This is a genomic window from Shewanella sp. S1-58-MNA-CIBAN-0166 (assembly GCF_040310085.1).
Classification (GTDB): Bacteria; Pseudomonadota; Gammaproteobacteria; order Enterobacterales; family Shewanellaceae; genus Shewanella.
Map to the genome: position 1 here is coordinate 43,031 of NZ_JBEOPN010000028.1, position 22,355 is coordinate 65,385.

At 41.2% G+C, this 22,355-nt stretch carries 23 protein-coding genes; 13 read left to right on the top strand and 10 right to left on the bottom strand.

What is annotated here, in order from left to right:
* Window positions 1–171 precede the first annotated feature (171 nt).
* A complete protein-coding gene (locus AAEY99_RS16150; RefSeq protein WP_351011205.1) occupies window positions 172–1,596 on the bottom strand; it encodes a LysM peptidoglycan-binding domain-containing protein in 1,425 nt (474 codons plus the stop codon).
* A gap of 492 nt (window positions 1,597–2,088) precedes the next feature.
* On the opposite strand from AAEY99_RS16150, the gene AAEY99_RS16155 reads away from it, so the two are divergent.
* From AAEY99_RS16155 to AAEY99_RS16170, 4 genes are all read left to right on the top strand, one after another.
* A complete protein-coding gene (locus tag AAEY99_RS16155; RefSeq protein WP_351011207.1) occupies window positions 2,089–2,895 on the top strand; it encodes an alpha/beta fold hydrolase in 807 nt (268 codons plus the stop codon).
* Entirely contained in the window at window positions 2,892–3,815 is a 924-nt protein-coding gene (locus AAEY99_RS16160; protein WP_351011209.1) for a sensor domain-containing diguanylate cyclase, read from the top strand. Before AAEY99_RS16155 ends, AAEY99_RS16160 begins: the two co-directional genes overlap by 4 nt.
* Before the next feature lie 297 nt (window positions 3,816–4,112).
* Complete coding sequence (locus AAEY99_RS16165; RefSeq protein ID WP_351011210.1) at window positions 4,113–5,681, top strand: YjjI family glycine radical enzyme; 1,569 nt, start codon at window positions 4,113–4,115, stop codon at window positions 5,679–5,681.
* Complete coding sequence (locus AAEY99_RS16170) at window positions 5,674–6,648, top strand: YjjW family glycine radical enzyme activase (RefSeq protein ID WP_351011212.1); 975 nt, start codon at window positions 5,674–5,676, stop codon at window positions 6,646–6,648. Before AAEY99_RS16165 ends, AAEY99_RS16170 begins: the two co-directional genes overlap by 8 nt.
* Window positions 6,649–6,819: 171 nt before the next feature.
* On the opposite strand, the gene AAEY99_RS16175 is transcribed toward AAEY99_RS16170, so the two are convergent.
* Window positions 6,820–7,740, bottom strand: coding sequence for a LysR family transcriptional regulator (locus AAEY99_RS16175; protein WP_162023082.1), 921 nt, complete (start codon window positions 7,738–7,740; stop codon window positions 6,820–6,822).
* 508 nt (window positions 7,741–8,248) lie between these two features.
* Here AAEY99_RS16175 and AAEY99_RS16180 point away from each other — a divergent pair.
* The 4 genes from AAEY99_RS16180 to AAEY99_RS16195 are packed head-to-tail and all read left to right on the top strand — an operon-like array spanning window position 8,249 to window position 11,003.
* Window positions 8,249–8,890 carry a peroxiredoxin gene (locus tag AAEY99_RS16180; RefSeq protein ID WP_351011214.1) on the top strand — a complete coding sequence of 214 codons (642 nt, stop codon included), beginning with the start codon at window positions 8,249–8,251 and terminating at the stop codon, window positions 8,888–8,890.
* Window positions 8,891–8,946: 56 nt separating this feature from the next.
* A complete protein-coding gene (locus tag AAEY99_RS16185) occupies window positions 8,947–9,816 on the top strand; it encodes an MBL fold metallo-hydrolase (RefSeq protein ID WP_351011215.1) in 870 nt (289 codons plus the stop codon).
* 14 nt (window positions 9,817–9,830) lie between these two features.
* On the top strand, window positions 9,831–10,583 hold the full coding sequence (locus tag AAEY99_RS16190; RefSeq protein WP_101088324.1) for a sulfite exporter TauE/SafE family protein: 753 nt from the start codon (window positions 9,831–9,833) through the stop codon (window positions 10,581–10,583).
* Window positions 10,584–10,598: 15 nt separating this feature from the next.
* Window positions 10,599–11,003 (top strand): rhodanese-like domain-containing protein, encoded by a 405-nt coding sequence (locus AAEY99_RS16195; protein WP_101088325.1) that lies wholly within the window; start codon window positions 10,599–10,601, stop codon window positions 11,001–11,003.
* Between the two features lie 118 nt (window positions 11,004–11,121).
* On the opposite strand, the gene AAEY99_RS16200 is transcribed toward AAEY99_RS16195, so the two are convergent.
* A complete protein-coding gene (locus AAEY99_RS16200; RefSeq protein ID WP_351011217.1) occupies window positions 11,122–11,988 on the bottom strand; it encodes an MBL fold metallo-hydrolase in 867 nt (288 codons plus the stop codon).
* 289 nt (window positions 11,989–12,277) lie between these two features.
* Window positions 12,278–12,922: a Tll0287-like domain-containing protein gene (locus AAEY99_RS16205; protein WP_351011219.1), complete on the bottom strand. Its 645-nt coding sequence runs from the start codon at window positions 12,920–12,922 to the stop codon at window positions 12,278–12,280.
* Between the two features lie 311 nt (window positions 12,923–13,233).
* On the opposite strand from AAEY99_RS16205, the gene AAEY99_RS16210 reads away from it, so the two are divergent.
* Entirely contained in the window at window positions 13,234–14,550 is a 1,317-nt protein-coding gene (locus tag AAEY99_RS16210) for a sigma-54 interaction domain-containing protein (protein ID WP_182744446.1), read from the top strand.
* 37 nt (window positions 14,551–14,587) lie between these two features.
* Here AAEY99_RS16210 and AAEY99_RS16215 read toward each other — a convergent pair whose 3' ends face one another.
* The 5 genes from AAEY99_RS16215 to AAEY99_RS16235 all read right to left on the bottom strand — a co-directional run bounded on the left by AAEY99_RS16215 (window position 14,588) and on the right by AAEY99_RS16235 (window position 18,226).
* Window positions 14,588–15,157, bottom strand: a complete 570-nt coding sequence (locus tag AAEY99_RS16215) for a NifB/NifX family molybdenum-iron cluster-binding protein (RefSeq protein ID WP_351011222.1) — start codon at window positions 15,155–15,157, stop codon at window positions 14,588–14,590.
* Window positions 15,158–15,495: 338 nt separating this feature from the next.
* Complete coding sequence (locus AAEY99_RS16220; protein WP_351011223.1) at window positions 15,496–15,930, bottom strand: DUF2057 family protein; 435 nt, start codon at window positions 15,928–15,930, stop codon at window positions 15,496–15,498.
* 102 nt (window positions 15,931–16,032) lie between these two features.
* On the bottom strand, window positions 16,033–16,371 hold the full coding sequence (locus AAEY99_RS16225; RefSeq protein WP_351011225.1) for a hypothetical protein: 339 nt from the start codon (window positions 16,369–16,371) through the stop codon (window positions 16,033–16,035).
* Between the two features lie 178 nt (window positions 16,372–16,549).
* Window positions 16,550–17,806, bottom strand: a complete 1,257-nt coding sequence (locus AAEY99_RS16230; protein WP_182744449.1) for a Y-family DNA polymerase — start codon at window positions 17,804–17,806, stop codon at window positions 16,550–16,552.
* A gap of 6 nt (window positions 17,807–17,812) precedes the next feature.
* Window positions 17,813–18,226 carry a LexA family protein gene (locus AAEY99_RS16235; RefSeq protein WP_011637424.1) on the bottom strand — a complete coding sequence of 138 codons (414 nt, stop codon included), beginning with the start codon at window positions 18,224–18,226 and terminating at the stop codon, window positions 17,813–17,815.
* A 412-nt stretch (window positions 18,227–18,638) separates the two neighbouring features.
* On the opposite strand from AAEY99_RS16235, the gene AAEY99_RS16240 reads away from it, so the two are divergent.
* Genes AAEY99_RS16240 through AAEY99_RS16255 form a run of 4 tightly spaced genes read left to right on the top strand, consistent with a single transcriptional unit; the run spans window position 18,639 to window position 22,102 of the window.
* Window positions 18,639–19,751, top strand: coding sequence for an MlaE family ABC transporter permease (locus AAEY99_RS16240; protein ID WP_101088332.1), 1,113 nt, complete (start codon window positions 18,639–18,641; stop codon window positions 19,749–19,751).
* Window positions 19,752–19,753: 2 nt separating this feature from the next.
* Entirely contained in the window at window positions 19,754–20,518 is a 765-nt protein-coding gene (locus tag AAEY99_RS16245; RefSeq protein ID WP_192114875.1) for an ABC transporter ATP-binding protein, read from the top strand.
* Window positions 20,515–21,498 (top strand): MlaD family protein, encoded by a 984-nt coding sequence (locus AAEY99_RS16250; protein WP_192114874.1) that lies wholly within the window; start codon window positions 20,515–20,517, stop codon window positions 21,496–21,498. Before AAEY99_RS16245 ends, AAEY99_RS16250 begins: the two co-directional genes overlap by 4 nt.
* 4 nt (window positions 21,499–21,502) lie before the next feature.
* Window positions 21,503–22,102: a PqiC family protein gene (locus AAEY99_RS16255; protein ID WP_351011227.1), complete on the top strand. Its 600-nt coding sequence runs from the start codon at window positions 21,503–21,505 to the stop codon at window positions 22,100–22,102.
* Here AAEY99_RS16255 and AAEY99_RS16260 read toward each other — a convergent pair.
* A partial coding sequence (locus tag AAEY99_RS16260) for a hypothetical protein (RefSeq protein ID WP_351011229.1) occupies window positions 22,099–22,355 on the bottom strand: 257 nt, incomplete at its 5' end. The genes AAEY99_RS16255 and AAEY99_RS16260 overlap by 4 nt on opposite strands.

Sequence of the window (22,355 nt, forward strand, 5' to 3'; positions counted from 1 at the left end):
GTATCGCTCTATTAAACATGAATGATCGATTTTTATAATCAAAAGTGTCTATATGCACAGCTGGATTTCGATGTGCTTCACTAGGTTAAATCGGTAAATACTCAGATTTATGTAACGCTCAACTTTTACAACATTTGAGCTATTGTGCTTATGAGTTTTTAAACAACAGGCTTACAACTGGCTCTGCTGTTGTTTGAAGGGTTGATGATAAAACTGCAGGGTTTTACCTACCGTTAATTTGTCTTTGTCTGTCATTTTGTTCCAAGCGATAATTTGGTCCACACTGACCTTATACACTTTGGCAATACTCCACAGTGTGTCGCCATATTTTACCGTGTGATCGCTTTGAACTGTTGACTGATTAGATGTTGTAATAATCCTTGGCGGTTTGCTTGGTGCAGCTTGCTTTGGTGTAGAGACTTGGGCGTTTTGTGTTGTAGCCAGTTCGACTAAGGGTGTCATGCCCGATGCAGCTTGTGGCATATACAAAAATTGACCCGCAACGATCTTATCGCCATTAATGTCATTCATCGCTTTTATTTCTGACACCGTTGTAAGGTGACGTTTTGCAATGACACTAATATTATCGCCAGCTCTAATCTGATATTTAAACCATTTTACTCTAGCGCTAATATCAGTATCCGCAAGAGCTTGTTTAAACTCACTGACTTTACTCACTGGCACTATCAACTGATGCGGTCCATCGGGTGATGTTGCCCAGCGATTAAACCCTGGATTCAATTTTTGTAACCGAGCAATGGATATATTGGCTAGATCGGCAGCAACTGCGATGTCAATTTGGCTTCCGACATCAATTACTTCAACTAGTGGTTTATTAGGAATGGATTTAAGACTGATGCCGTAGCTTTCAGAATGTTTAATCACATCTGCTATTGCCAGCAATTGTGGTACGTATTGCCGAGTTTCCTTAGGTAATGGTAAAGACCAAAAGTCGGTGCTCAGCCCTCTTGCTTCATTATATCTAATAGCCTCACGTAAACGACCTTCACCAGCATTGTATGCGGCTAGTGCATATAACCAGTTGTCGGTTTTTTTATACAAGTATTCGAGCATATCTAATGCAGCGGTGGTTGCAGCAGGCACATCTTTTCTGCCGTCATACCACCAATTCATCTCTAGTCCAAAATGGCTGGCCATGGGTGAGGTAAATTGCCACAGGCCTGATGCGTCGGCACTGGAATAAGCAAAAGGATTAAACGAACTTTCTACTATAGGGAGTAAGGCCAGTTCGATAGGTAAATCTCGATGTTCAAACTCTTGGACGATTAAATATAAAAACGGCTTGGCGCGCTGTGAAATCTGCTCGAGATGCTGTGGATTATTAATATACCAATCACGATATTGGTTAACTAATTGTTGATCTGGAATGGGCATATCCATTGAATATCGAATGCGTTCCCATACATCACCGCTGTCTTGATAATTGCGCCGAGCTAACAACTTAGGAACTTTTAATGATGTTGGTTTATTCACACCACCAAGACTTTTTTCTGCTTTGGCATCTTCTACAACAACAGTTTGGCAACCACTCAACAGGATAAAACCTGCCGCAATAAGGAAGATTGATGCTCTCAATTAAAGGTGTTCCTCAGATAGTACGCCGTTATTTTCTTGTTATAGCGTGAGTTTTTAAAGCAAAAGTCGTACATTGTAATTTAGTTTTATTGTTCTATCCATCTGTTTAAAAACGTCTGTTTAATCAACTCACGGTGCTAACTGCTTTTATTAAACCGTTATCAGACGACACTAGCTAACGTTACGCCCTTTTAGGGATATATAGTTATAGCAGTGTTCATTGTGTATACTTCAATCGTGACGTTAACATTATTGTAACTAATGGGATTCAATCAGGTTTGCCTACATAAGATATTATGTTCTCTTGGTTGTGATTCATAACGAGCTGGTTAATAATTTATGTTTACCTAAAAAACTATGATCAGGCGATTAAAAAGTTCATTTTGATTTTCATAGTGTTGGTATTTTACTTTTACCCGTTAAACTTTTACTGTTTAGCCAATAAATCCAGCAGGTAGTCATCATTGGTCACCTGGTAAAAATGGAAAAATCATGTCTCATTCAAATGCTGTTCTTGTTAGAAATAATGTTAAATTAATCGGTAATGGTAGCAAAACCTTAGTTCTCGCACATGGGTTTGGTTGCGATCAAAATATGTGGCGTTTTGTAACCCCTGAACTGATGAAGCATTTTACTATTGTCCTATTTGATTATGTTGGTTCAGGTGCTTCTGATATCTCTCAATACAGTAGAAAACGTTATGGTCAACTTGAAGGATATGCAGAAGACATCATCGAAGTATGTGACGCTTTGCACTTAACTGACGCCATTTTTATAGGGCATTCCGTGAGCAGTATTATTGGTGCAATTGCTGCAATTCAAAAACCTGAGCTATTTTCTAAGCTGGTAATGGTATGTCCTTCACCCTGTTTTTTAAATTTTCCTCCTGAATATTTTGGCGGTTTCGATAAAGAAGACTTACTCGAGTTGTTAAATCTAATGGACAAAAATTATATTGGCTGGGCTAATTATTTAGCTCCGTTAGTAATGGGAACAACCAATTCTGATGAGCTAATTGGTGAATTATCAGGCAGCTTTTGTTCTACCGACCCGGTTATTGCGAAGAACTTTGCTGAAGCGACTTTTTTATCTGATTATCGTTATCTACTAAAAGAGATTAAACAACCGTGTTTAATTTTACAAAGTGAAAATGATGCCCTAGCAGCAACATCTGTTGGTGAGTTTATTGCGAGCGAAATACCCCATAGCGAACTTAACATTATCGCTGCCCATGGTCATTGCTTGCACATGACTCATCCTGAAGAAATTTTAAAATCGATAATGAAATTCGCAAAATGATCACGACAAAAAATAGTAAAATCGAAAGTAATAAAACATTTGAGCACTCCCCAGATAGTTTCCAGTGTGGTGCGTTAGTCACCAATGCAGCCAACATTATTATTTATGTAAACTCATACTTTACCGACGAACTATTGTGGAATCCAGAGCAACTTATAGGCAAAAATGCGGATATTATCTTTACCCAATCTTCCCGCATATTTTTTCAAAGTTATTTAATTCCAACACTTTTACACGAACAAATTTGTGAAGAAATGCAGTTGATTATTTTTAATGCTGACGGGCTACGAATTCCGATAACAGTGAATGCTCGTTTAAGCGATGACGGCTGTATTTATTGGAGTTTTTTCAATGCCTCCAAGAGAGACCAACTTTATGATGAGTTAATAAAAACAAGAAAAAAACTTGAGGAGCAAGCTGAAAAATTAAAATTGCTTGCTTCAACTGACGAGTTAACGCAGCTATTAAATAGAAGAGAAATGAAATATCGCTGTACGTTAGCGCTTGAACAGGCTGCTAGATCGGAACAATCTGTTGGTTTATTAGTGTTAGATGTCGATCATTTTAAAATTATTAATGACAGTTTTGGTCATTTAGAAGGCGATCGAGTACTGAAAGAACTCGGGCATATTTTGAAGGGCTTTTGTCGACAAACCGATCTTGTCTCTCGCTTTGGCGGCGAAGAATTTTTGATCTTGCTACCAGACTCCAACAAAAGTGATACTTTATTATTTTGTAACCGGCTCCAAGATAGCATCACGCAAATTAAAGTGGGTGACGGCGTGCTAACCGTCAGTATTGGGGTCAGTATTTGTGATGATAAAACACTGTTTACAGATTTATTTACTCAAGCGGATAAGGCTATGTATAAAGCCAAAGCACTTGGAAGAAATAGAACTGAAGTTTATCATTTGGATTAAGCCTGTTAGTTTTGCTACAAAGCCAGTAACACCCTACTTAAAAAGCGTTAGCCATATTTCACATCATTTCTGGTTTAACCGCCCAACGCCCAGCAACGTATTGCGATTTTTCTGCCACTCTTTGTTTATAAGGTTAATCACTCACTAGTCCACATGTTCTGTCATTTGGGATGTGATCTTCATCATCGGATTTCGATTTTATCAATGCCAACGTCGGCTATTTTCACTGTTTAAACATCCTGCCTTTGAGTAGATTAGTTGTTATCAAGCATTCATCTATAAAAAGTGAGTTTCATCATGACATTACAAGATAACATTGAGAAAATTGTCACCCACCCTCACCTTTCTCCAAAGCAAAAATCCAACTATTTAGCATTAGAAGCTGAAAACAGTCTGCCTTATGTGGCGGTGTCTGAGCAGGTAAATAATGCAATGAAACAAGGTATTATCTGCGATATGTTTGAAGGTCATGCGCCATTTAAACCGCGTTATGTGTTGCCAGATTATGCCAAATACCTGCAGCAAGGATCTGAGTATTTGGAGCTGTCGCCCGCCGAAGACTTTGATGACGCCTTAAATGCATTAACCATTCTTTATTTTCATGTGCCATCGGTGACCAATATCCCGGTTTACTTAGGCCAATTAGATGCGTTATTAATGCCTTTTACCAAAGGGCTTGATGCTGAAGCTATCTATCTCAAACTCAAGCGGTTTTGGATATTACTCGACCGCACGTTACCCGATGCATTTATGCATGTGAATATTGGCCCAACTGATAACATTATTTGCCGAACCATTTTGCGTATAGATGCAGAATTACAACAAATTGCCCCCAACCTAACCTTCATGTATGACCCTGCCGTAACGCCAGATGATTTATTATTTCAGGCCACCAGCAATATTTGTCAATGCGGTAAACCTCACATTGCCAACTATCCGCTACATGCCGACGCCTTCGATACTCGTGGTTTTGGGATTGTCAGTTGTTATAACGCATTACCGTTAGCTGGCGGCGCCAATACCTTGGTGCGGGTTAACCTCAAAGAAGTCGCTCTAAACGCTAACAGTATTGATGATTTTTTTGCCCAAACTCTGCCATATTACAGCCAACTAGCATTCGAGCTTATTGAAGCGCGTTCGGCATTTTTACACCAACAATCTCATTTCTTTGACAGTTTTTTAGTTAAGGAACAGTTGATCGATGAATCTCGTTTTGCACCTATGTTCGGTATTTATGGTATGGCTGAAGCGGTCAATATTTTACAAGCCTTATTACCTAGTGCTGCTGAGGTTTCAACTACCAACGTCGCAAGTAAACCCAATACAGGCTACGGCCATAACCTTGATGCTAATGAACTTGGACTCAGAATATCTGCAGCTTTAGACAACATAGTAAAGTCGACCCCGGTCACTTACGGTTATAACGGTCGCGCGTTATTGCATTCTCAAAGTGGCATTAGTTTGGATAAAAATGTCACCCCTGGCGTGCGTATTCCCTATGGCTCAGAACCAGACCCTATTAGTCATATTCAAGCACTAGCTAAACATCATCAATATTATACTGCTGGGATAAGCGATATTTTAACCATAGATGAAACCGTTAAAGCGAATCCTCAAGCGATGTTCCAACTCTGTAAAGGTGCCCTTAGCTCAGGTTTTAGAGAGTTTAGTGCCAATGTTGCTAATAACGATTTAGTCCGTGTTACTGGTTATATGGTTAAACGCTCGGACATTGAAACTTTTAAGCAATGCGGTTCACGCACCAACACCACAGGGTTAGCTGCTGAAGCCGCAATCAATACGGGGATATTTCAACGCCAAGCTCGGGTAATTGCTCACGAACAAGCTCCTTTTATTCATGAGTAAACATGCCGTTGTCAGTCAAATATTGCCATTTTCCTGTGTCGACGGGCCTGGCAGTCGTTTGGTGATATTTTTGCAAAGCTGCAACTATCAATGCAAAAATTGTCATAATCCTCACACCATCAATTTGTGCGATGCTTGTGGTGACTGCATTGATAGCTGCCCTAAACAGGCGTTGAGTCTTATTCATTCACAAGCAATGCCGTTACCCCAAATGCGGTCACAAGAAATGTCGTTACATGGAGATCCAATACCAGTTAATCATTATCCATGTATTTCGCCATGCAGTTCTCCAAGTAAGCCCCATATTGTCTGGGACAGCACCAAATGCAGCCAATGCGATACTTGCCTTGCGGTATGCCCTAGACAATCGACGCCTAAAACGTCTCATTACACCGTTGAGCAAATGCTAGAGGTTATCTACGGACAACGTCATTTTATCAATGGAATTACACTCAGTGGCGGCGAAGCGAGCTTACAATTGCCTTTTATTATTGAGCTTTTTAGTGCGATAAAGTCCTCAGAACATTTATCCCATCTCAGTTGTATGCTCGACACCAATGGCAGTTTGAGCTCAACAGGTTGGCATAAGCTACTGCCATTTTTAGATGGCGCAATGGTTGATTTAAAAGCATGGCAACAAGATACCCATCATTACATCACTGGGCGTGATAACCATTCGGTATTTACGTCAATCGAGTTACTGACTCAGCACAATAAATTGTATGAAGTAAGACTGTTACACATTCCCGGCATCACGGATTATGAGCATGATGTTGACGCCCTAGGCGGGTATTTATCCAACCTCCCCACAGAGACTCGGGTGAAGTTAAATGCGTTTCATCATCATGGTGTTAAAGGCATAGGCTCTACATGGCCACAATGTACTCAAGCGGATATAGAACGTTTAGCAAATCAACTTACTCAGCGAGGAGTAACCAATATCGTCTTGCCGTCGCTGTATATTTAATCTCTATATATCCAATCGCTATATTTACCGTCCATAGGTAACTTCTTTAAGTAACGTCTATATGCAACTGAGGTTGAACATATGGCTAGGACGGCTTTGCTGCAACTTAATACCAAATCAATTCATTGATAAAGTACCATTTAATCAATACTTAAAATCGTATTGGTGCGCTTAACGACTGCACAGCAATATTTGTTCATACAGCCAACGATGAGCAGGATCGTTCATACTTTGCCTATGCCACACAAGGCTATAAGCAACTTTGCCATAATCGATCGGTAACGGTTTAATCAGTAATCCTTGGGCTTGCTTGGCTATTGAGGCCCAGTGGCGCGAACAGGTAAATAGCAGTTCACTGTGATGGCACATTAACGCTGCGCTGCCAAAGTCAGGTACCGAAATCGGTATCGCCCGTTTTTTAGATTGTTGTGCCAGTAAAATATCAAAAAATGGTGTGCTCAAATCAGTATCTGTTATGCCGATGTGGCTGAAATTTAAGTAGTCATCAAGGCTAATAGTCTGCTGTGACGCCAGTGGATGGCTAGCACTCATTAGGCAGACCATTTCATCGTTGATTAAGGTTTCCCAGACTAAGTCTTCATCGACATTGGTTGGTTGGCTTAAGTCATGTGGCAATAGAATAAAATCCAACGAGCCCTTTACTAAGCCGTCAAAGCCGATGTTGTCTTTATTGTAAATATCGATATGGATATTAGGCGCCAGGTTGAGAATATGAGCCGTTAATGTGGCGGCTAACAACTCAAATGTACTTTCGCGCATCGCCAGTGAAAAGCTACCTTGATAATGTTGTGGCTTGAACACATCCTGGTTCATGATCTGATTCATATCATTAATCATCTGCTTCACACTTGGGCCTAGTCGTCGTGCTAATGCAGTGGCGATGAGTGAATTGCCATGACGATAGAATAATTCATCATGCAAACTTTCTCTTAGCTGACTTAAGGTTTTACTCACCGACGATGGGCTTAGACATAACCGTTCAGCACAGGCTGTGACACTGAGGGTATCAAGCATCACATGCAAAGTGATCAAGTGTTTCATACTGATACGTGAAAGCTTGGCCAATTCCATTTACGAATTACTCTTTATAAGTCATGTATTTGTTTACGAAAATATAAACCTAAATGATATTACGGTATAGGCTTCACAAGCATAATCAAGACCCGCTTCACATTGCTATCGGTTAAATAAATGTTTATTCCGCTATCAGCTCTATTTCTAATCCATATAATGCGGCTTTATGCACAGACTTGTTAATTACTCACTTCAGAAACCTTACTGCTAACACCAGTATCGCTTGATCGGTTGTGATATTGCGACAATTAACGTGGTCATTTTTGTCTTTTGTGCCATTTATGACACGAGTTAAACACAACTTATTGTGTGGCTAATATAAAAATTATCTAACAACTAATCACATCTAAATTTTTAATTAATAAAATCAGATACTTATTTTTATTTACGTTATTTATTATCATCTAACCGATATTGGCCTAGCAATTGCTATTACTAAGTATGTTTGCAATCTACTTTACAGATTAGAGTTGCATTAACTTAACCATTTTTTTGGAGTAATAACATGACTGATTCTATTGTTTCTTTTCCGCAATTAAACCGACCCGCTCCGGCCTTTAATACCAAGACAACACATGGCATGCGCTCACTTACTGACTATAAAGGTAAGTGGCTAGTGTTGTTCTCCCATCCTGCGGATTTTACCCCTGTGTGTACGACTGAGTTTATTGGGTTTGCTCAACGTGCAGAAGAATTTGGCAAGCTTAATACTGAGTTACTCGGTTTATCCATCGACAGTGTTCATTCCCATATCGCTTGGGTACGTAACATTGAAGAAAACTTTGGCGTTGAAATAACCTTCCCGATTATTTCCGACTTATCAATGGAAGTGGCTAAAGCCTACGGCATGATCCAACCCGGTGCGAGTGACACAGCTGCCGTTCGAGCAACCTTTATTATCGATCCTGAAGGTGTGTTGCGTGCCATGGTGTATTACCCAATGAGTAATGGTCGTTCTATCGATGAATTTGTTCGATTAGTAAAAGCACTGCAAACCAGTGATGCCAATGGCGTTGCTACCCCAGAAAACTGGCAACCTGGCGATGACGTTATTGTGCCACCACCAGCAACAACTGCTGACGCTAAAGCACGATTATCCCAGGGTTATGATTATGTAGATTGGTATTTTAGTAAGAAGTCGCTTTAACCCGTGGCAAGCACTGGGACGCTTAGTCCCTGTGCACTATTTAACAGGAGCTTGTGATGATTTCAACCTTTAGTGTCCATGAATTTTTAGATGAAGACAGTGAAACATTCACTTATGTTGTTGCTGATAATACCACATCGTTTGCTGTGATTATTGACCCGGTTTTAGACTTTGATTATAAATCAGGTCGAACAGGCACACGAAATGCTAATCGAGTTTTACATTGGATTGAACGCCAAGCGTTAACCGTCAAATGGATACTTGAAACCCATGCTCATGCCGATCATTTATCTGCTGCCAGTTATTTACGTGACCAAATTGGTGGCCAAATGGGTATTGGCGAGCACATCACCAAAGTCCAGCAGACTTTTAAAAAGGTATTTAACCTAGACGCTAGCTTTTTGCCTAACGGCAGCCAATTTGACCATCTATTTAAACATAATGAGCTGTTACAAGTCGGTAATATGACCATTCGTGTTATGCACACACCGGGTCACACTCCGGCTGATCTTGCTTACATTGTGAATGATCAAGCCGCCTTTGTTGGTGACACCATTTTTATGCCTGATGTGGGTACCGCTAGATGTGATTTCCCAGGTGGGGATGCCAATACTTTGTACGATTCCATTCAGGCATTATTTACTCTCCCAGATACAACAGATATCTACGTGTGTCATGACTACCCTACTGAGGGGCGCGGGCATCAATTTAAAACTCAAGTCATCCAACAGAAACAACACAATATCCATGTTAATAACACTATTACCAAATCTGCTTTTGTGACGCTTCGTCAACAACGAGACGCCACATTGCCGATGCCTAGGCTGATATTGCCATCGATTCAAATCAATATTCGCGCAGGTCAAATGCCAGACGCTGAAGACAACGGCACTGTGTATTTAAAAATCCCGATTAACCAGCTTTAAACTTAAGAGTAACCATGATGATACAAGCAATCATTGGCGCATTATTAATTGGTTTAGTGCTGAGTGTATTAGGGTCTGGTGGATCAATCCTTACTGTTCCGGTGTTGCTTTACCTTATTGGAATGCAACCCCAATTAGCTATCGCTTCGTCATTGTGCATTGTGGGTGCTATCAGTTTAATCAGCAGCATAGGCTTTATTAAGCATAAAAAAGTCTCTTGGCCTCATGTGTTTTTATTTGGTTTACCTGGCATGGTAGGCACCTATTTAGGCGCATGGCTCAGCAGCTTCTTTAACAGTGACATACAACTTACTGTGTTTGTCATTTTGATGCTCATTGGCGCGGTGATGATGTGGCGAAATCAATCTAGCCGCTACCAAGCTGGCAAACTAAATATCGCTAAAATCTTGTCGCAAGGATTAGCGGTTGGGGTTGTCACCGGTTTTGTGGGTGTAGGTGGTGGTTTCTTAATTGTACCTGCACTGGTGTTACTTGGCGGCATTGAAATGTCGTTGGCGATTGGTACCAGCTTACTGATTATTTCAATGAACTCACTGGTCGGTTTTGCTAAATATTACTCATTACTTTCAAGTAAAGGGTTTGAGTTCGATGGGTCGATTATTGCCATCATGATTGCAGGCGGACTTGTCGGCAGTATTGCCGGCCAATGGATAAATCAATATTTACCCAAAGCGATTTTACAAAAAATATTTGCCGTGTTTTTAGTGCTAATGGCGCTATTCATTTTAACTAAATCCATTATTTAACATCACGAGGTACACATGAAAACTGCCCAGGAATACATAAGTGAGATTAAAACCCACATTATTGAAGTGAGTACCCAAGAATTACTGACGGCAATGCTTAACCCTGATGTGATCATCATCGATGTTCGTGAGCATGATGAGTTTACGACGGGCCATATAGAAGGTGCGGTGAATTTTCCACGTGGAGTATTAGAGATGAAAATACACGAGCATCCTTTAGTGAGTCATCACTGCGAGTGGGTATTGGCGTTAAATGAACTAGCTGATAAAGACATATACCTTATTTGTCGAACTGGTGGCCGTTCTGCACTGGCGGCAGCATCATTACAGGATATGGGGTTTAGCAAACCTCTGTCTGTTGCTGGTGGCATGATGCAATGGCAACAAGATGGCTTTCCATTGGTGCCTCATAAAATATAAATTACGCAAACATGAGCCAACATTATGTGGCTCATGGCTTATTATTTACTGATGGCTGCGGTTAATGGCTAACGGTATTAATTGTTAACGGTGCTAATGGCTGATTGTGTATTCATTTTTAGAGCTGATTTAGCGGTATTTTAAGGTAGTAGTTACCCTTACCGTCAGCTAATGGCATGTTACCCGCACGAATATTCATTTGAATCGCGGCTAATAATAGTTGCTGTATGTCAGGGCCAATATGGCGTTGTTGATGCCGTTTAATAAACTCTGCTAGGGTGACATTCCCCCCTACCACACTGTTATAGCGTTTTTGGGCAATCACCGATGTTTCTAACCCATTATCTGTACGTTTCTGTGCATGTGGATCATGGCCAACAAACACCCGAGTGCAATTAGGTAATGCCAATATTCGCTGAATTGAATGGTACAAGGTTATTGCGCTGCTATTGGGGAAGTCAGTATTAACGGTACCTAACTCCGGCGTTGACAAGGTGTCGCCTACAAACACAACATCTTCAATGAGATAACTGACGCAGGTTGGTGTATGACCCGGTGTATGCATAATGTGAATATCTAAATGACCCAGTTTAATGAGTTCTTCATCCACAAATAATTGTTCAAATTGTTCGCCATTACATTTAAAACTATCATCAAGATTCAGTAATCGCTTAAAGGTATGTTGAACTTTGGTGATGTGCTCGCCAATTCCGGTTGTTCCACCACGTTTTTTCTTGATATAACAGGCCGCAGAAATATGGTCGCTGTGGGCATGGGTTTCTAAAATCCATTCAACTTCAAATCCATGTTCATCGATATGCTCAATGATGCTATCAGCAAAACTCGTGCTTATGGTGCCAGACGCCATGTCAAAATCTAAAACAGGATCAATAATCGCACATTGACGGGTAGCAATATCGGTCACCACATACGTAAGAGTATGGCTAGCTTGATGATAAAAAGGATCGATTCGAATTCTACTCATGACACATTAACTCCCAACACAATACACTGGTATTTGTCAGATAAAGCCTCAGATTAATATTGGTAATATTCTCAACATCATTGATTCAATGACTGAGGAGGGTTAATCACTACAGCATGATGTTAAATTAAACCATCAATGTAAACTGCGGATTAAGTCGCAACAAACAGCGAATTAATAAGCATTATTTGATTTAAAATCCGAAGAATAAGGCTTAATGATAAAGCCCTATTACCGTGGTAGTTTGTTAATTACTTTTTCGACTTTGGCTTTTGACTATTGCTTTCGGCTATGGCTTAGCAGTAACCGATGGAGTAGGTTTTTTGATATCCTTTTTCAGTGAAAATACGCCACGAATATCACCAAGGGCAAAGTTAACCGCTTTATCATCTGGATAGGTTTTGCTCAGCAATGCACTCACTTCCGGTTCAATATTACTGCCATGGCAACCTAAACATAATTGTTGCGCTGGTATGGCCTTCATATAACGAAACTGAGTGTTGCCATCATTGACGATAAACTCACTCGCCACGATTGGCTTATCTGCAGGTTGTTGTCCTGAGGCATTCACCAGCTCAAATTGTTGTAATTGCGATAACTCCCATTCATCTGGCGTATTGTCTGAATTACGCACACGTAAACTGGTTCGAGTCAGTGTCCAGCCCTCTTTCGAGTTTTCAGCGGCAATGGCAGGTGCAACCGATTTACACACCGACACCGCATTGATTAAGCCACCTTGTTTAATTGCGGCTTGTAACTGACCTTTTAACGCTTGGCTAAAATCGGCAATGCGTTGATTGGCCTGTTGTTCAAGCACCTGCTGTTGCGTTAGTGATTCGGCATGGCAAAGGCTGCTCATGCTAGCAATCACTAATAACGCACTGATGTTACGTGCATTTAAAACCGTTTTTTTGTGCTTTGATGTTAATTTCATTATTTGTCATCCTCGTCTTCAAGTCGGGTCATTCCCATTAACTTCAGGGCATAATTTTCGTACATGGGTTCACTACTGCTAGGGCACCGTTCGGTCGTAAGCGATATAACACAATCAATACAAAGCTTGTGCCATATCACACTAGTTAGGTTTAATCGCTTAAAATCATTAGCTTAAACATTATTGAAATTGACAGGATGCCCATGCTAGGTTGTTGAGTGACAAATATGACATCGTAATGACATTTATCGTGCTATTAATGTCATTATAAAGGTTGGCCGATTAATATGAATCGCAAGCGAGAGTAATCAATGAATAACACCACCGTTGTACAATCTATGATAAACGCTATTGATAAACCGGCGATTTTTATTACTCCCGATTATGTGATCCATGCGGTTAATCAAGCCTATATCGAAACCTATGATGACGACGTTATTTTAGGCCAAAGTAAATGCCATCAAATCTCTCATAATAGTGACCAACCTTGCGATAAACACGGTGAGGAATGCCCGTTATTACAATGCCAGAGTACTAACCGGGCTGCCAGTGCCGTGCATATTCACAGCACGGTGCAAGGTAAGTCTTACTGCGACATTTTAATGAAACCTATAAAAGATAATAGTGGCATGGTATTGGGGTATCTAGAGATTTTAGATGCCATAGATTACGCATCGACAGAATCAAAAAAAGGCACCATGATCGGTCAATCGGCGCCATTTAAGCAGATGCTCAACAGGATTAATCGAGCCTCTCAATCCAATATCGCGGTTCTGTTACAAGGTGAAACCGGTTCAGGCAAAGAGTTAGTTGCTAAAGCGGTACATCAGGCCAGCAACCGAAATGATAAACCGTTTGTGGTGATTGAATGCACTGGGCTAAGTGAAAATCTGTTCGAAAGTGAATTATTTGGCTATGAAAAAGGTGCATTTACAGGGGCGACAAGCAGCAAAAAAGGCTTGATTGAAATAGCGCACGGTGGAACGGTGTTTTTTGATGAAATTGGCGATGTACCGATGAACATGCAAGTGAAGTTACTTAGGTTACTTGAAACCCAGTGTTATCGTGCCGTCGGCGGATTAAAACAGAAACGTTCTGACTTTAGGCTAGTCAGTGCCAGCCATAAGAATTTACTCGATTTAGTAGAAAAAGGTGAATTTAGGCGCGACCTGTATTACCGCATTGCAGGATTTCCGATTTACTTACCGTCGTTACGTGAGCGTTATGATGACATTCCGACGCTGGTGAATCACTTTATAAAATATTCTGATTACAAACATAAAAAGTTTTCGAGCAATGCATTAACTCTTTTGGGTCGTTATGCATTTCCGGGAAATATTCGCGAATTGAAAAATATTATTGAGCAATCGGCACTTATCGCCAATGAGGATGTTATACACAGCAGTGATTTACCTGAAAGCGTTCAACCTAGCCACACATCTAAGGATGAAACAATTGCCGTAAAACTTAACACCGAACTGATGACGTTAGATGACATGGAATGTGCGTATCTTTCGCAGGTATGTGAGCAATATGCAGGATCGCCAGCCGAACTAGCGATAACGCTTAATATCAGTGTGCGTACCTTATATCGAAAATTACAACGCTATGGTTTAAAGCTTAACTAGCCACCACAGCGCTGTGATAAAACACCCCAAGCGATCATTAATGAGCAATTAGTGAATGTTTTTTATTGCAGCAACGTTTCATTGTTGTGGTTTCATTCGCCAATTCAGATTTAGACTCGCAGCAACGTTTATGTGTCCCCGAGTCAGATTGGTTATGGCAGTCTTCTTCACCATGAGCGTGTTGATGATCATGGTCATGGTTATGTTTATGCTCATGGTTACAGCAGCCACCATTGGCTTTCTTAGCAATATGATTAATTGATGGTCGCCCCTGACTTGCCTCGGTAAATGGCTCACAGTCCGCTAAATGACTACTGGCAAAATACTCTATTGCAGTACGACCATTTTTTGCGTGAAATACACTCAATTGTTGGCTTAATAACTTAGATAAAAGCTGTTGGCCAATGTTGCGCACGATGACGCGATCCGCTCCATTTGCCAGTATCATACTGACTAATTGTTGTTTACCCTCATATCCTTCTGTTAATGCTGGGTTGGCAAAGCGCCCTTTTACTTGGCCTTGCTCATCAATGAATAGCATCTCATCGGCACGGCTAAAGTGATTGGCAATATGTTGGTCTTTCATAGGTATGGCAGTAATCATCATGTCTCCTCATGTGCATTTTTAACAAATCGATTAAACGCAGTTGTTCCAACTTGGTTTATCGACATGCCACTGGGCTTAAAACAGCTTTTGCCGAGAGCGTCCTAGAATGTTCGTTTATTTTTGGAGACTTGGCATTATCTGCTTAAATTAATCGAATAATAGTAATTGGCATATGCAATATATACACTTATTAATAGCATATGCCAATAATAATTTCGATTCTGGTTTGAGTTTTGTGACGCGTGACATTATTTATGATGACAAGTATTTTACCTGTCAGAAGGCGTGCGAGGATGTAGATAACGATAGAGCGCTATGTAAGCGCCCTATCAATTTTACTATTGTTGCATCATTTGACTGTGTTGTTTCATGATAATAGCCATTAACTCTTCGTGATTAACTAATTTGACGTCTTCACCTTTTACGCTGGCGCGGTCTAAGGTTATCACCGGTGATGCAATAAATTTCTTTGCATTGGTTGAAGAGAAAATCTCTTTGCTACGCACGTGAATATCTTCATCTTTGGTTAGATGTAGACTCCAATATAACGCATCGGACTTAATAAAATTCGTATCATCTGCTCCTGATGAAAACACATCATAAAACTGTAATTCTATTAAATGTTGACCAGGAGACACCTCCATTTCACTTTTATTTGATGTCGATTTGCCATCGACCGCAGTAAAGATTAAATAGTCAGGTAATGAAATAGTGGCAGCCATTACTGCTGAGCTGGCTAAAGATAATAGTGTGATCGCAATGAATTTTTTCATAATAAACTCCGTTAACTTTTGATACTTATAGTTTTTGATGCTTATAGTTGAAGCAACAAAAATCTTTATAAATTAATGTGGGTAACTAATAAAAATAAAGAATTAAGCTATCGGAGGTGGATTTTGGCTTACTAGAATGGTGGGGGTTGATGTCCATAAAGGCGAACTCACTTTGGCACTCGTTAGTAGAGCATCGGTGAGGTTTGTTGCTGATAACAAAAATGCATTCGCGACCGCATGACAATGGCTAATGCATTGACTCATATCGTTTAAGCAACAGTCATCGTTAGTATCGCAGTCACTTTGCATCATCGTTGATTGATGCATACTACTCGACTGCATGTCTGACATGGCCATTTCATTAGACATAGCAAAACTTGGAACAAGTAATTGTCCAAGTAGTGAAATTATCATTGCTATGTTTAACAGCGTATTTCGCATTATGTCGGCCATATGATGAGTACGATTCAACATTAACAATTTAATTAGAGTGATAATCAGAGCTGAATCACATTTTAAGGTTTAGCCATAGTTGAATGCCCCAACCTTGCATGTGTTATGACAGAGCAATACCACTGTTATAATAAACCTTAGTAATAAACCTTAGTAATATAAAACCTTAGCATTTAATGCTGGGTAAGCATTTCCATTGGGTTGAATATTGAGGTGTGAGTAAATCACGGCGCATGGCCCATTTTTGTTCTATTCCTTGTGCTGCCAGAAACACTGTATCGCGGCCATATCGTTGGTTGATGCCGTCAAGCGTATCCATCAAGGCATAATTGACCTTAGCGGTATTAAATAAATCAAATTGAAAATGTTTCTCGCTGGCTAAATCAACCAGGCCTACACCAATTTTGTAATAACGAACACCATTGCTAAATAATCTCGGGGCGGCGTCTGTCATGGCTTTGGTGAGTTCAATGGTGCAATTGGTTGGACACGGAAAATGGACAATAACTTTATAACTCACAGGCCGCTCGTCGTGGGGCGAATTACTGGCAAATAACAACATGGTTTTGCAATGTGAGCCTTGTTGACGAGCTTTACTTGCTGCGATGCCAACATGTTTACTCAATGCCTGTAATAGCGATTCAAAATCGCAAATACGTTCACCCACACTACGAGTGGAAAAAATTTGTTTTTTATCTGCCCTAGCCTCATCCCATTGTTTACACACTTCGCCGTTAAGTTCTCGCACGGTGCGTTCAATTTGAATACTAAATTGTTTTCTGGCTAGACTCGGTGGCATAGAGGCGAGATCGTATGCGCTGCGAATATTCATCAATTCAAGCTTTTTACTGATGCGCCTGCCAATCCCCCACACCTCTTTAACGGCAAGCTGGCGTAAAATGTCATTACGTTGCTGCGCAGTGTCGATAACGCAAACACCTTGGTATCCCGGTATTTTTTTAGCGGCGTGATTGGCTATTTTAGCTAAGGTTAACGTTTGGCCCATGCCCACACAAACAGCCAGGCGGGCTTCTTTCCAAACGGCACGGCGAATTAACTGACCTTGGCTATGCAGGCATTTGATTGCGGGATAACAATGTTTAAAAGACAGGAAGCTTTCATCGATGGAGTACACATGTTGCTCTGGTGCAAAACGACCAATTATTGCCATCATCTTTGCCGATAAATCGGCATACAATTCATAATTAGATGAACACACAATGACATTGCGCTGGGCACATAATGCTTTAGCTTGAAAGTAAGGCAAAAACTTCTCAATACCCGCCTCTTTTGCTTGCCGATTAGCCGCGACAATACAGCCATCGTTATTGCTCAGTACAATAATCGGTCTGCCGCGCCAGTCAGGACGAAAAACCTGTTCTGCACTGCAATAAAAAGCATTGGCATCGACTAAGGCAAACATTGTTACCTAACCTTTTTTGCTGATAAGCAGTGGGCTTTGACGATGACAACGAATTGAGCGAATCACCACACCTTCAATACTAAAGTCATCATAGTCACAGATGGTCACAGGTAAATGTTGCTCATTAGATGACATCAGCATTCGCCGATGCATGTCGAGAATTTTACACACAAACTCACCATTAAAATTAGCCACTATCACGTCGCCATTTCTAGCCGTTTCATGACGATCGACAATCAATAAGTCACCATCATATATTCCCACACCTTGCATCGACTCACCTTGGGCTAAGCCGATAAAAGTAGAACTTGGATGCTGGATTAATATCTCATCAAGGCTGAGGCCTAACTGAAGATACTCAGCTGCAGGAGATTCAAAACCGGTAATGCCGGCACTGGCTGCAATGGGAATAACGCGCATATGACAACCTCTAATATGATATGTACTGTATAAATACAAACCGTATAAATAAACAGCACACAAATAAGCACTGTATAAATATATACTGTATAAATAAACAGTATATATTAGCGTTAAATTTTGTCAGTGCAAGTTTATTTGCTTTAAACCGCGACAAGCGGCGGTTATGTTCAATCGTTAACGCCGTTTTTATTGCCTCTACACGACTACATCGGTCCATAACTAATGCATCTTCAATGTAGCAAAGCGTCAATACATCAAAGTGATAGCTTCATTATTGATGAAATAATATGTCCAAGGTCAAAATATAATCAATGAGCTTGGTCTACACTGATAACAGGATCAAAAATCAAGCTAACCTATTTATTAAACAAACAAATAGACTTATTTCATATTGGCTCGGGGGTCTAGCATGACACTCGCAACATTCCATATCGACATGCACGATGATAACTGCTTACTGAACCTTGCTGGTGATTGGCAATTAGGCCAAGCACCGCTAGGCGCAGATATTTGTGCTGAGCTGCCATCTAATTGCCAATCTGTCACTTTAATCACCACAGAGTTGTCTCATTGGGATTCAAGCCTCGCCATTGCCTTATTACAATTATCTCGCTGGTGTGAGCAACATAAACTATCACTAGACACTCAACAAACACCTCAAGGGTTGCAGCAACTACTGCTGCTCGCTACCGATGTTGCGGTTTATCAACCCACTAATGAGGGTGCCCTAGGCGGGCTGTGGCCGACCTTACGTCGAGGATTGATTAACCAAGGCTTACAAGTACACGATGGATTAGTATTTGTCGGTAACTGCACTTTGGCACTCGGGCGTTGGTTGGTTGGCAGAGCAAGAACTCGCCGGAGTGATATCGTTTTTTTTATCGAACAAGCTGGGCCTAAAGGGCTTGCGATTGTCACCTTAATTAGTCTGCTAGTGGGAATGATTTTGGCTTATTTAGGCTCGGTACAGCTGCGTCAATTAGGCGCCCAGGTATATGTGGCTAATTTAGTGGCTATCGGAATGGTGCGTGAAATGGGTGCTCTAATGACAGGCGTTATTATGGCCGGCCGAACGGGAGCCGCTTATGCGGCGCAGTTAGGCACCATGCAAGTTAATGAAGAAATTGATGCGCTGCGAGTCATGGGTATTCCTACCATGGAGTTTCTGGTTTTACCGCGATTATTAGCATTAATTTTTATTATGCCACTAATGTGTATTTATTCGGATGTAATAGGCATGATTGGCGGTGCGTTAGTTGCTAACGGGATGGGCGTGAGTTATACCCAATATATTTTGCAAACCCAGGTTGCGATTGATTGGGTAGATATTTCCACTGGTTTAATAAAGAGTTTAATTTTTGGGTTTTTAATTGCTATTGCGGGTTGTCAAGCAGGACTGCTTTGCGGACGTGACTCGAATGCCGTTGGTTTAGCGACGACCCACGCTGTGGTTAAGGCCATTGTTTTTTTGGTTGTCTCCGATGCGGCGCTTAATATCTTATACGATAAATTAGGGATCTAACCATGGTTGATGATGCCTTTATCAGTGTACGTAATCTATCAGTCGGCTACGGCAGTACCGAGGTGCAAAAAAAACTCAACTTCGACATTAACAAGAATGATATCTTTTTTGTCATTGGCGGCAGTGGTTGTGGCAAAACAACCTTGCTCAAATCGATGGTGGGATTACTCACGCCACTACAAGGCGAAGTACTCTATCAAGGCAAAAACTTTTATGAAGCAGATGAACCCGAGCAGGTAGCAATGCTCAAAAATTGGGGGATTACCTTCCAAACAGGCGCATTGTTTTCGAGCATGTCGCTTGGCGAAAATGTGGCTTTACCCCTGCAGCTCTATACCGACCTTTCGGAGCGACAAATTGCAGAAGCCGTTGCCTATAAGCTAGCATTAGTTGGCTTAGCGGGCTTCGAGAAGTTTTACCCTGCCGAGTTAAGTGGCGGTATGCACAAACGCGCAGGATTAGCGCGGGCGCTGGCATTAGACCCTCAATTGTTATTTTTTGATGAACCCTCTGCGGGTTTAGACCCTATTAGCTCGATGCGTTTAGATCAATTGATCGTGCAAATATGCCAGGCGCTAGACTCTACCGTGATCATCGTGTCCCACGAGCTGCCCAGCATATTGTCAATCGGCACTCGCTGTGTGTTTTTGGATAATGAAACCAATACTATGCTCGATTGTGGTGACCCACGAGAATTAAAAATACACAGTAGCCAGCCTAGGGTTCGTCAATTTCTCAATCGTACCGAAAAATCGGAGATATCATGAGTAAAAGCCAACGACTTCCGCTTGCGATTGGTGCCTTTATTTTTGGCGCTATTATCTTAGTGTTTATTGCATTACTGTTCTTTTCTGGGGGGCGTATATTTGCAGAGAAAGCCCCTGTAGTGATGTTTTTCAACAGTTCAGTGCAAGGGTTACAGGTAGGCGCACCGGTAAAATTAAAAGGGGTCATAATAGGTGAAATAAGCGATATTAGTATCGATTTCCCTAACGACAGTAGCCAGGGTGTCACGGCTGCAGTTCATGCCGACTTATTGTTGAAACGTATCAATATTAAGGGGATCCAAGTAGGTGAAGAGTTTTTTTCACACGCCATCGATAACGGCTTACGCGCCCAGCTGAATTATCTGAGTTTACTCACCGGACTGCTATATGTTGAACTGGATTTTTTTCCCAACACCTCGCCGTTATTCCATGGCGAAAAAGACCAATTATTAGAATTGCCGACCATCGCGACTGATTTCGAATCGTTGTCCAAAGATCTGCAATCGTTAAACTTAAAAAGTTTAGTCAACAATGTCGACAATTTAGCCCAGCAGCTCAGTGACATTGCTGCCAGCGGAAAAATACAGCAAGCATTGGATAATTTTGATAATGCAGCCAAAGCAGTTAACAACACCGCGATTAACTTGGACAACACTCAAGCAGCGTTAGGTAAAAATGGGCTTGAAGTACTGTTAAAACTCGATAATTTACTGGTGCAATTAAATAATGATGAACCCAAGCTCGTTGAGTCGCTGAACCATAGTTTAACTGAATTACGCAATACACTATTAAGCATGAATCAGCTTGCAAACCAAGCAGGTAACACACTCGACCAAAACTCGCCCTTGTTGATAGAACTCACCAATACCTTGGAAGAAATCCGCCGCACAGCTCGATCATTACGTAGCTTGAGTGAAACCTTAGATGAACAACCTGAGGCCATCATACGCGGTAAAAAAGCTCTACCTTTAGGAGAATAATGTCATGGGGAAATATGGAGTTTGGACCATTAACTGGGGGATCGGTTTACTGCTATTGAGTTTAGTGAGTGGCTGCCAAAGCTCTCCCGAAAAACAGTACTTTGTGTTAACTGCAATACCCAACCAAATAGTGTCGGGCAGTACTGCGTTAGAGTATGACATTGGTATAGGGCCAATTGACGTCGCCGAATACTTACATTTTACACAGCTGATGTATCAACTTGACGATGGTAACCTGCAACGATTTGCCAATAGTTATTGGGCTGAACCGCTTGAACAAGGAATCAGCCGGGTCATGAGTATCAATCTCAGCCAAAGCGATAACCGTCGTAACCTAGTGTTATTTCCTTGGAAAACAGACAACAGCCCCCTGTACAGCATTAAAATCAAGGTTATTTCCCTCAACCGAGATGGCAATAATGCCAGACTCAATGCCAACTGGGAGCTAACAAACAATCCATTAAACCAAACATTGGCAAAAAAAAATTTTATCGCGGTCACTAATGCAGGTTCGACGGCAACGGAGTTGGTCAGCGCGTACAGCAACTTATTGGCTCAGTTGGCAAAGGAAATTGATAAATCATTACCACAACATTCAGATTAAACACTCAAGCCTACTGTCAGCGATGTTGTGTAAGCTTTGTTGTATGAGCTTTGTTGTATGAGCTTTGTTGTATGAGCGATGGTGTATGAGCGATGGTGTATGAGCGATGGTGTATGAGCGATGGTGTATGAGCGATGGTGTATGAGCGATGGTGTATGAGCGATGGTGTATGAGCGATGGTGTATGAGCGATGGTGTATGAGCGATGGTGTGAGCGATGGTGTGAGCGATGGTGTATGAGCGATGGTGTATGA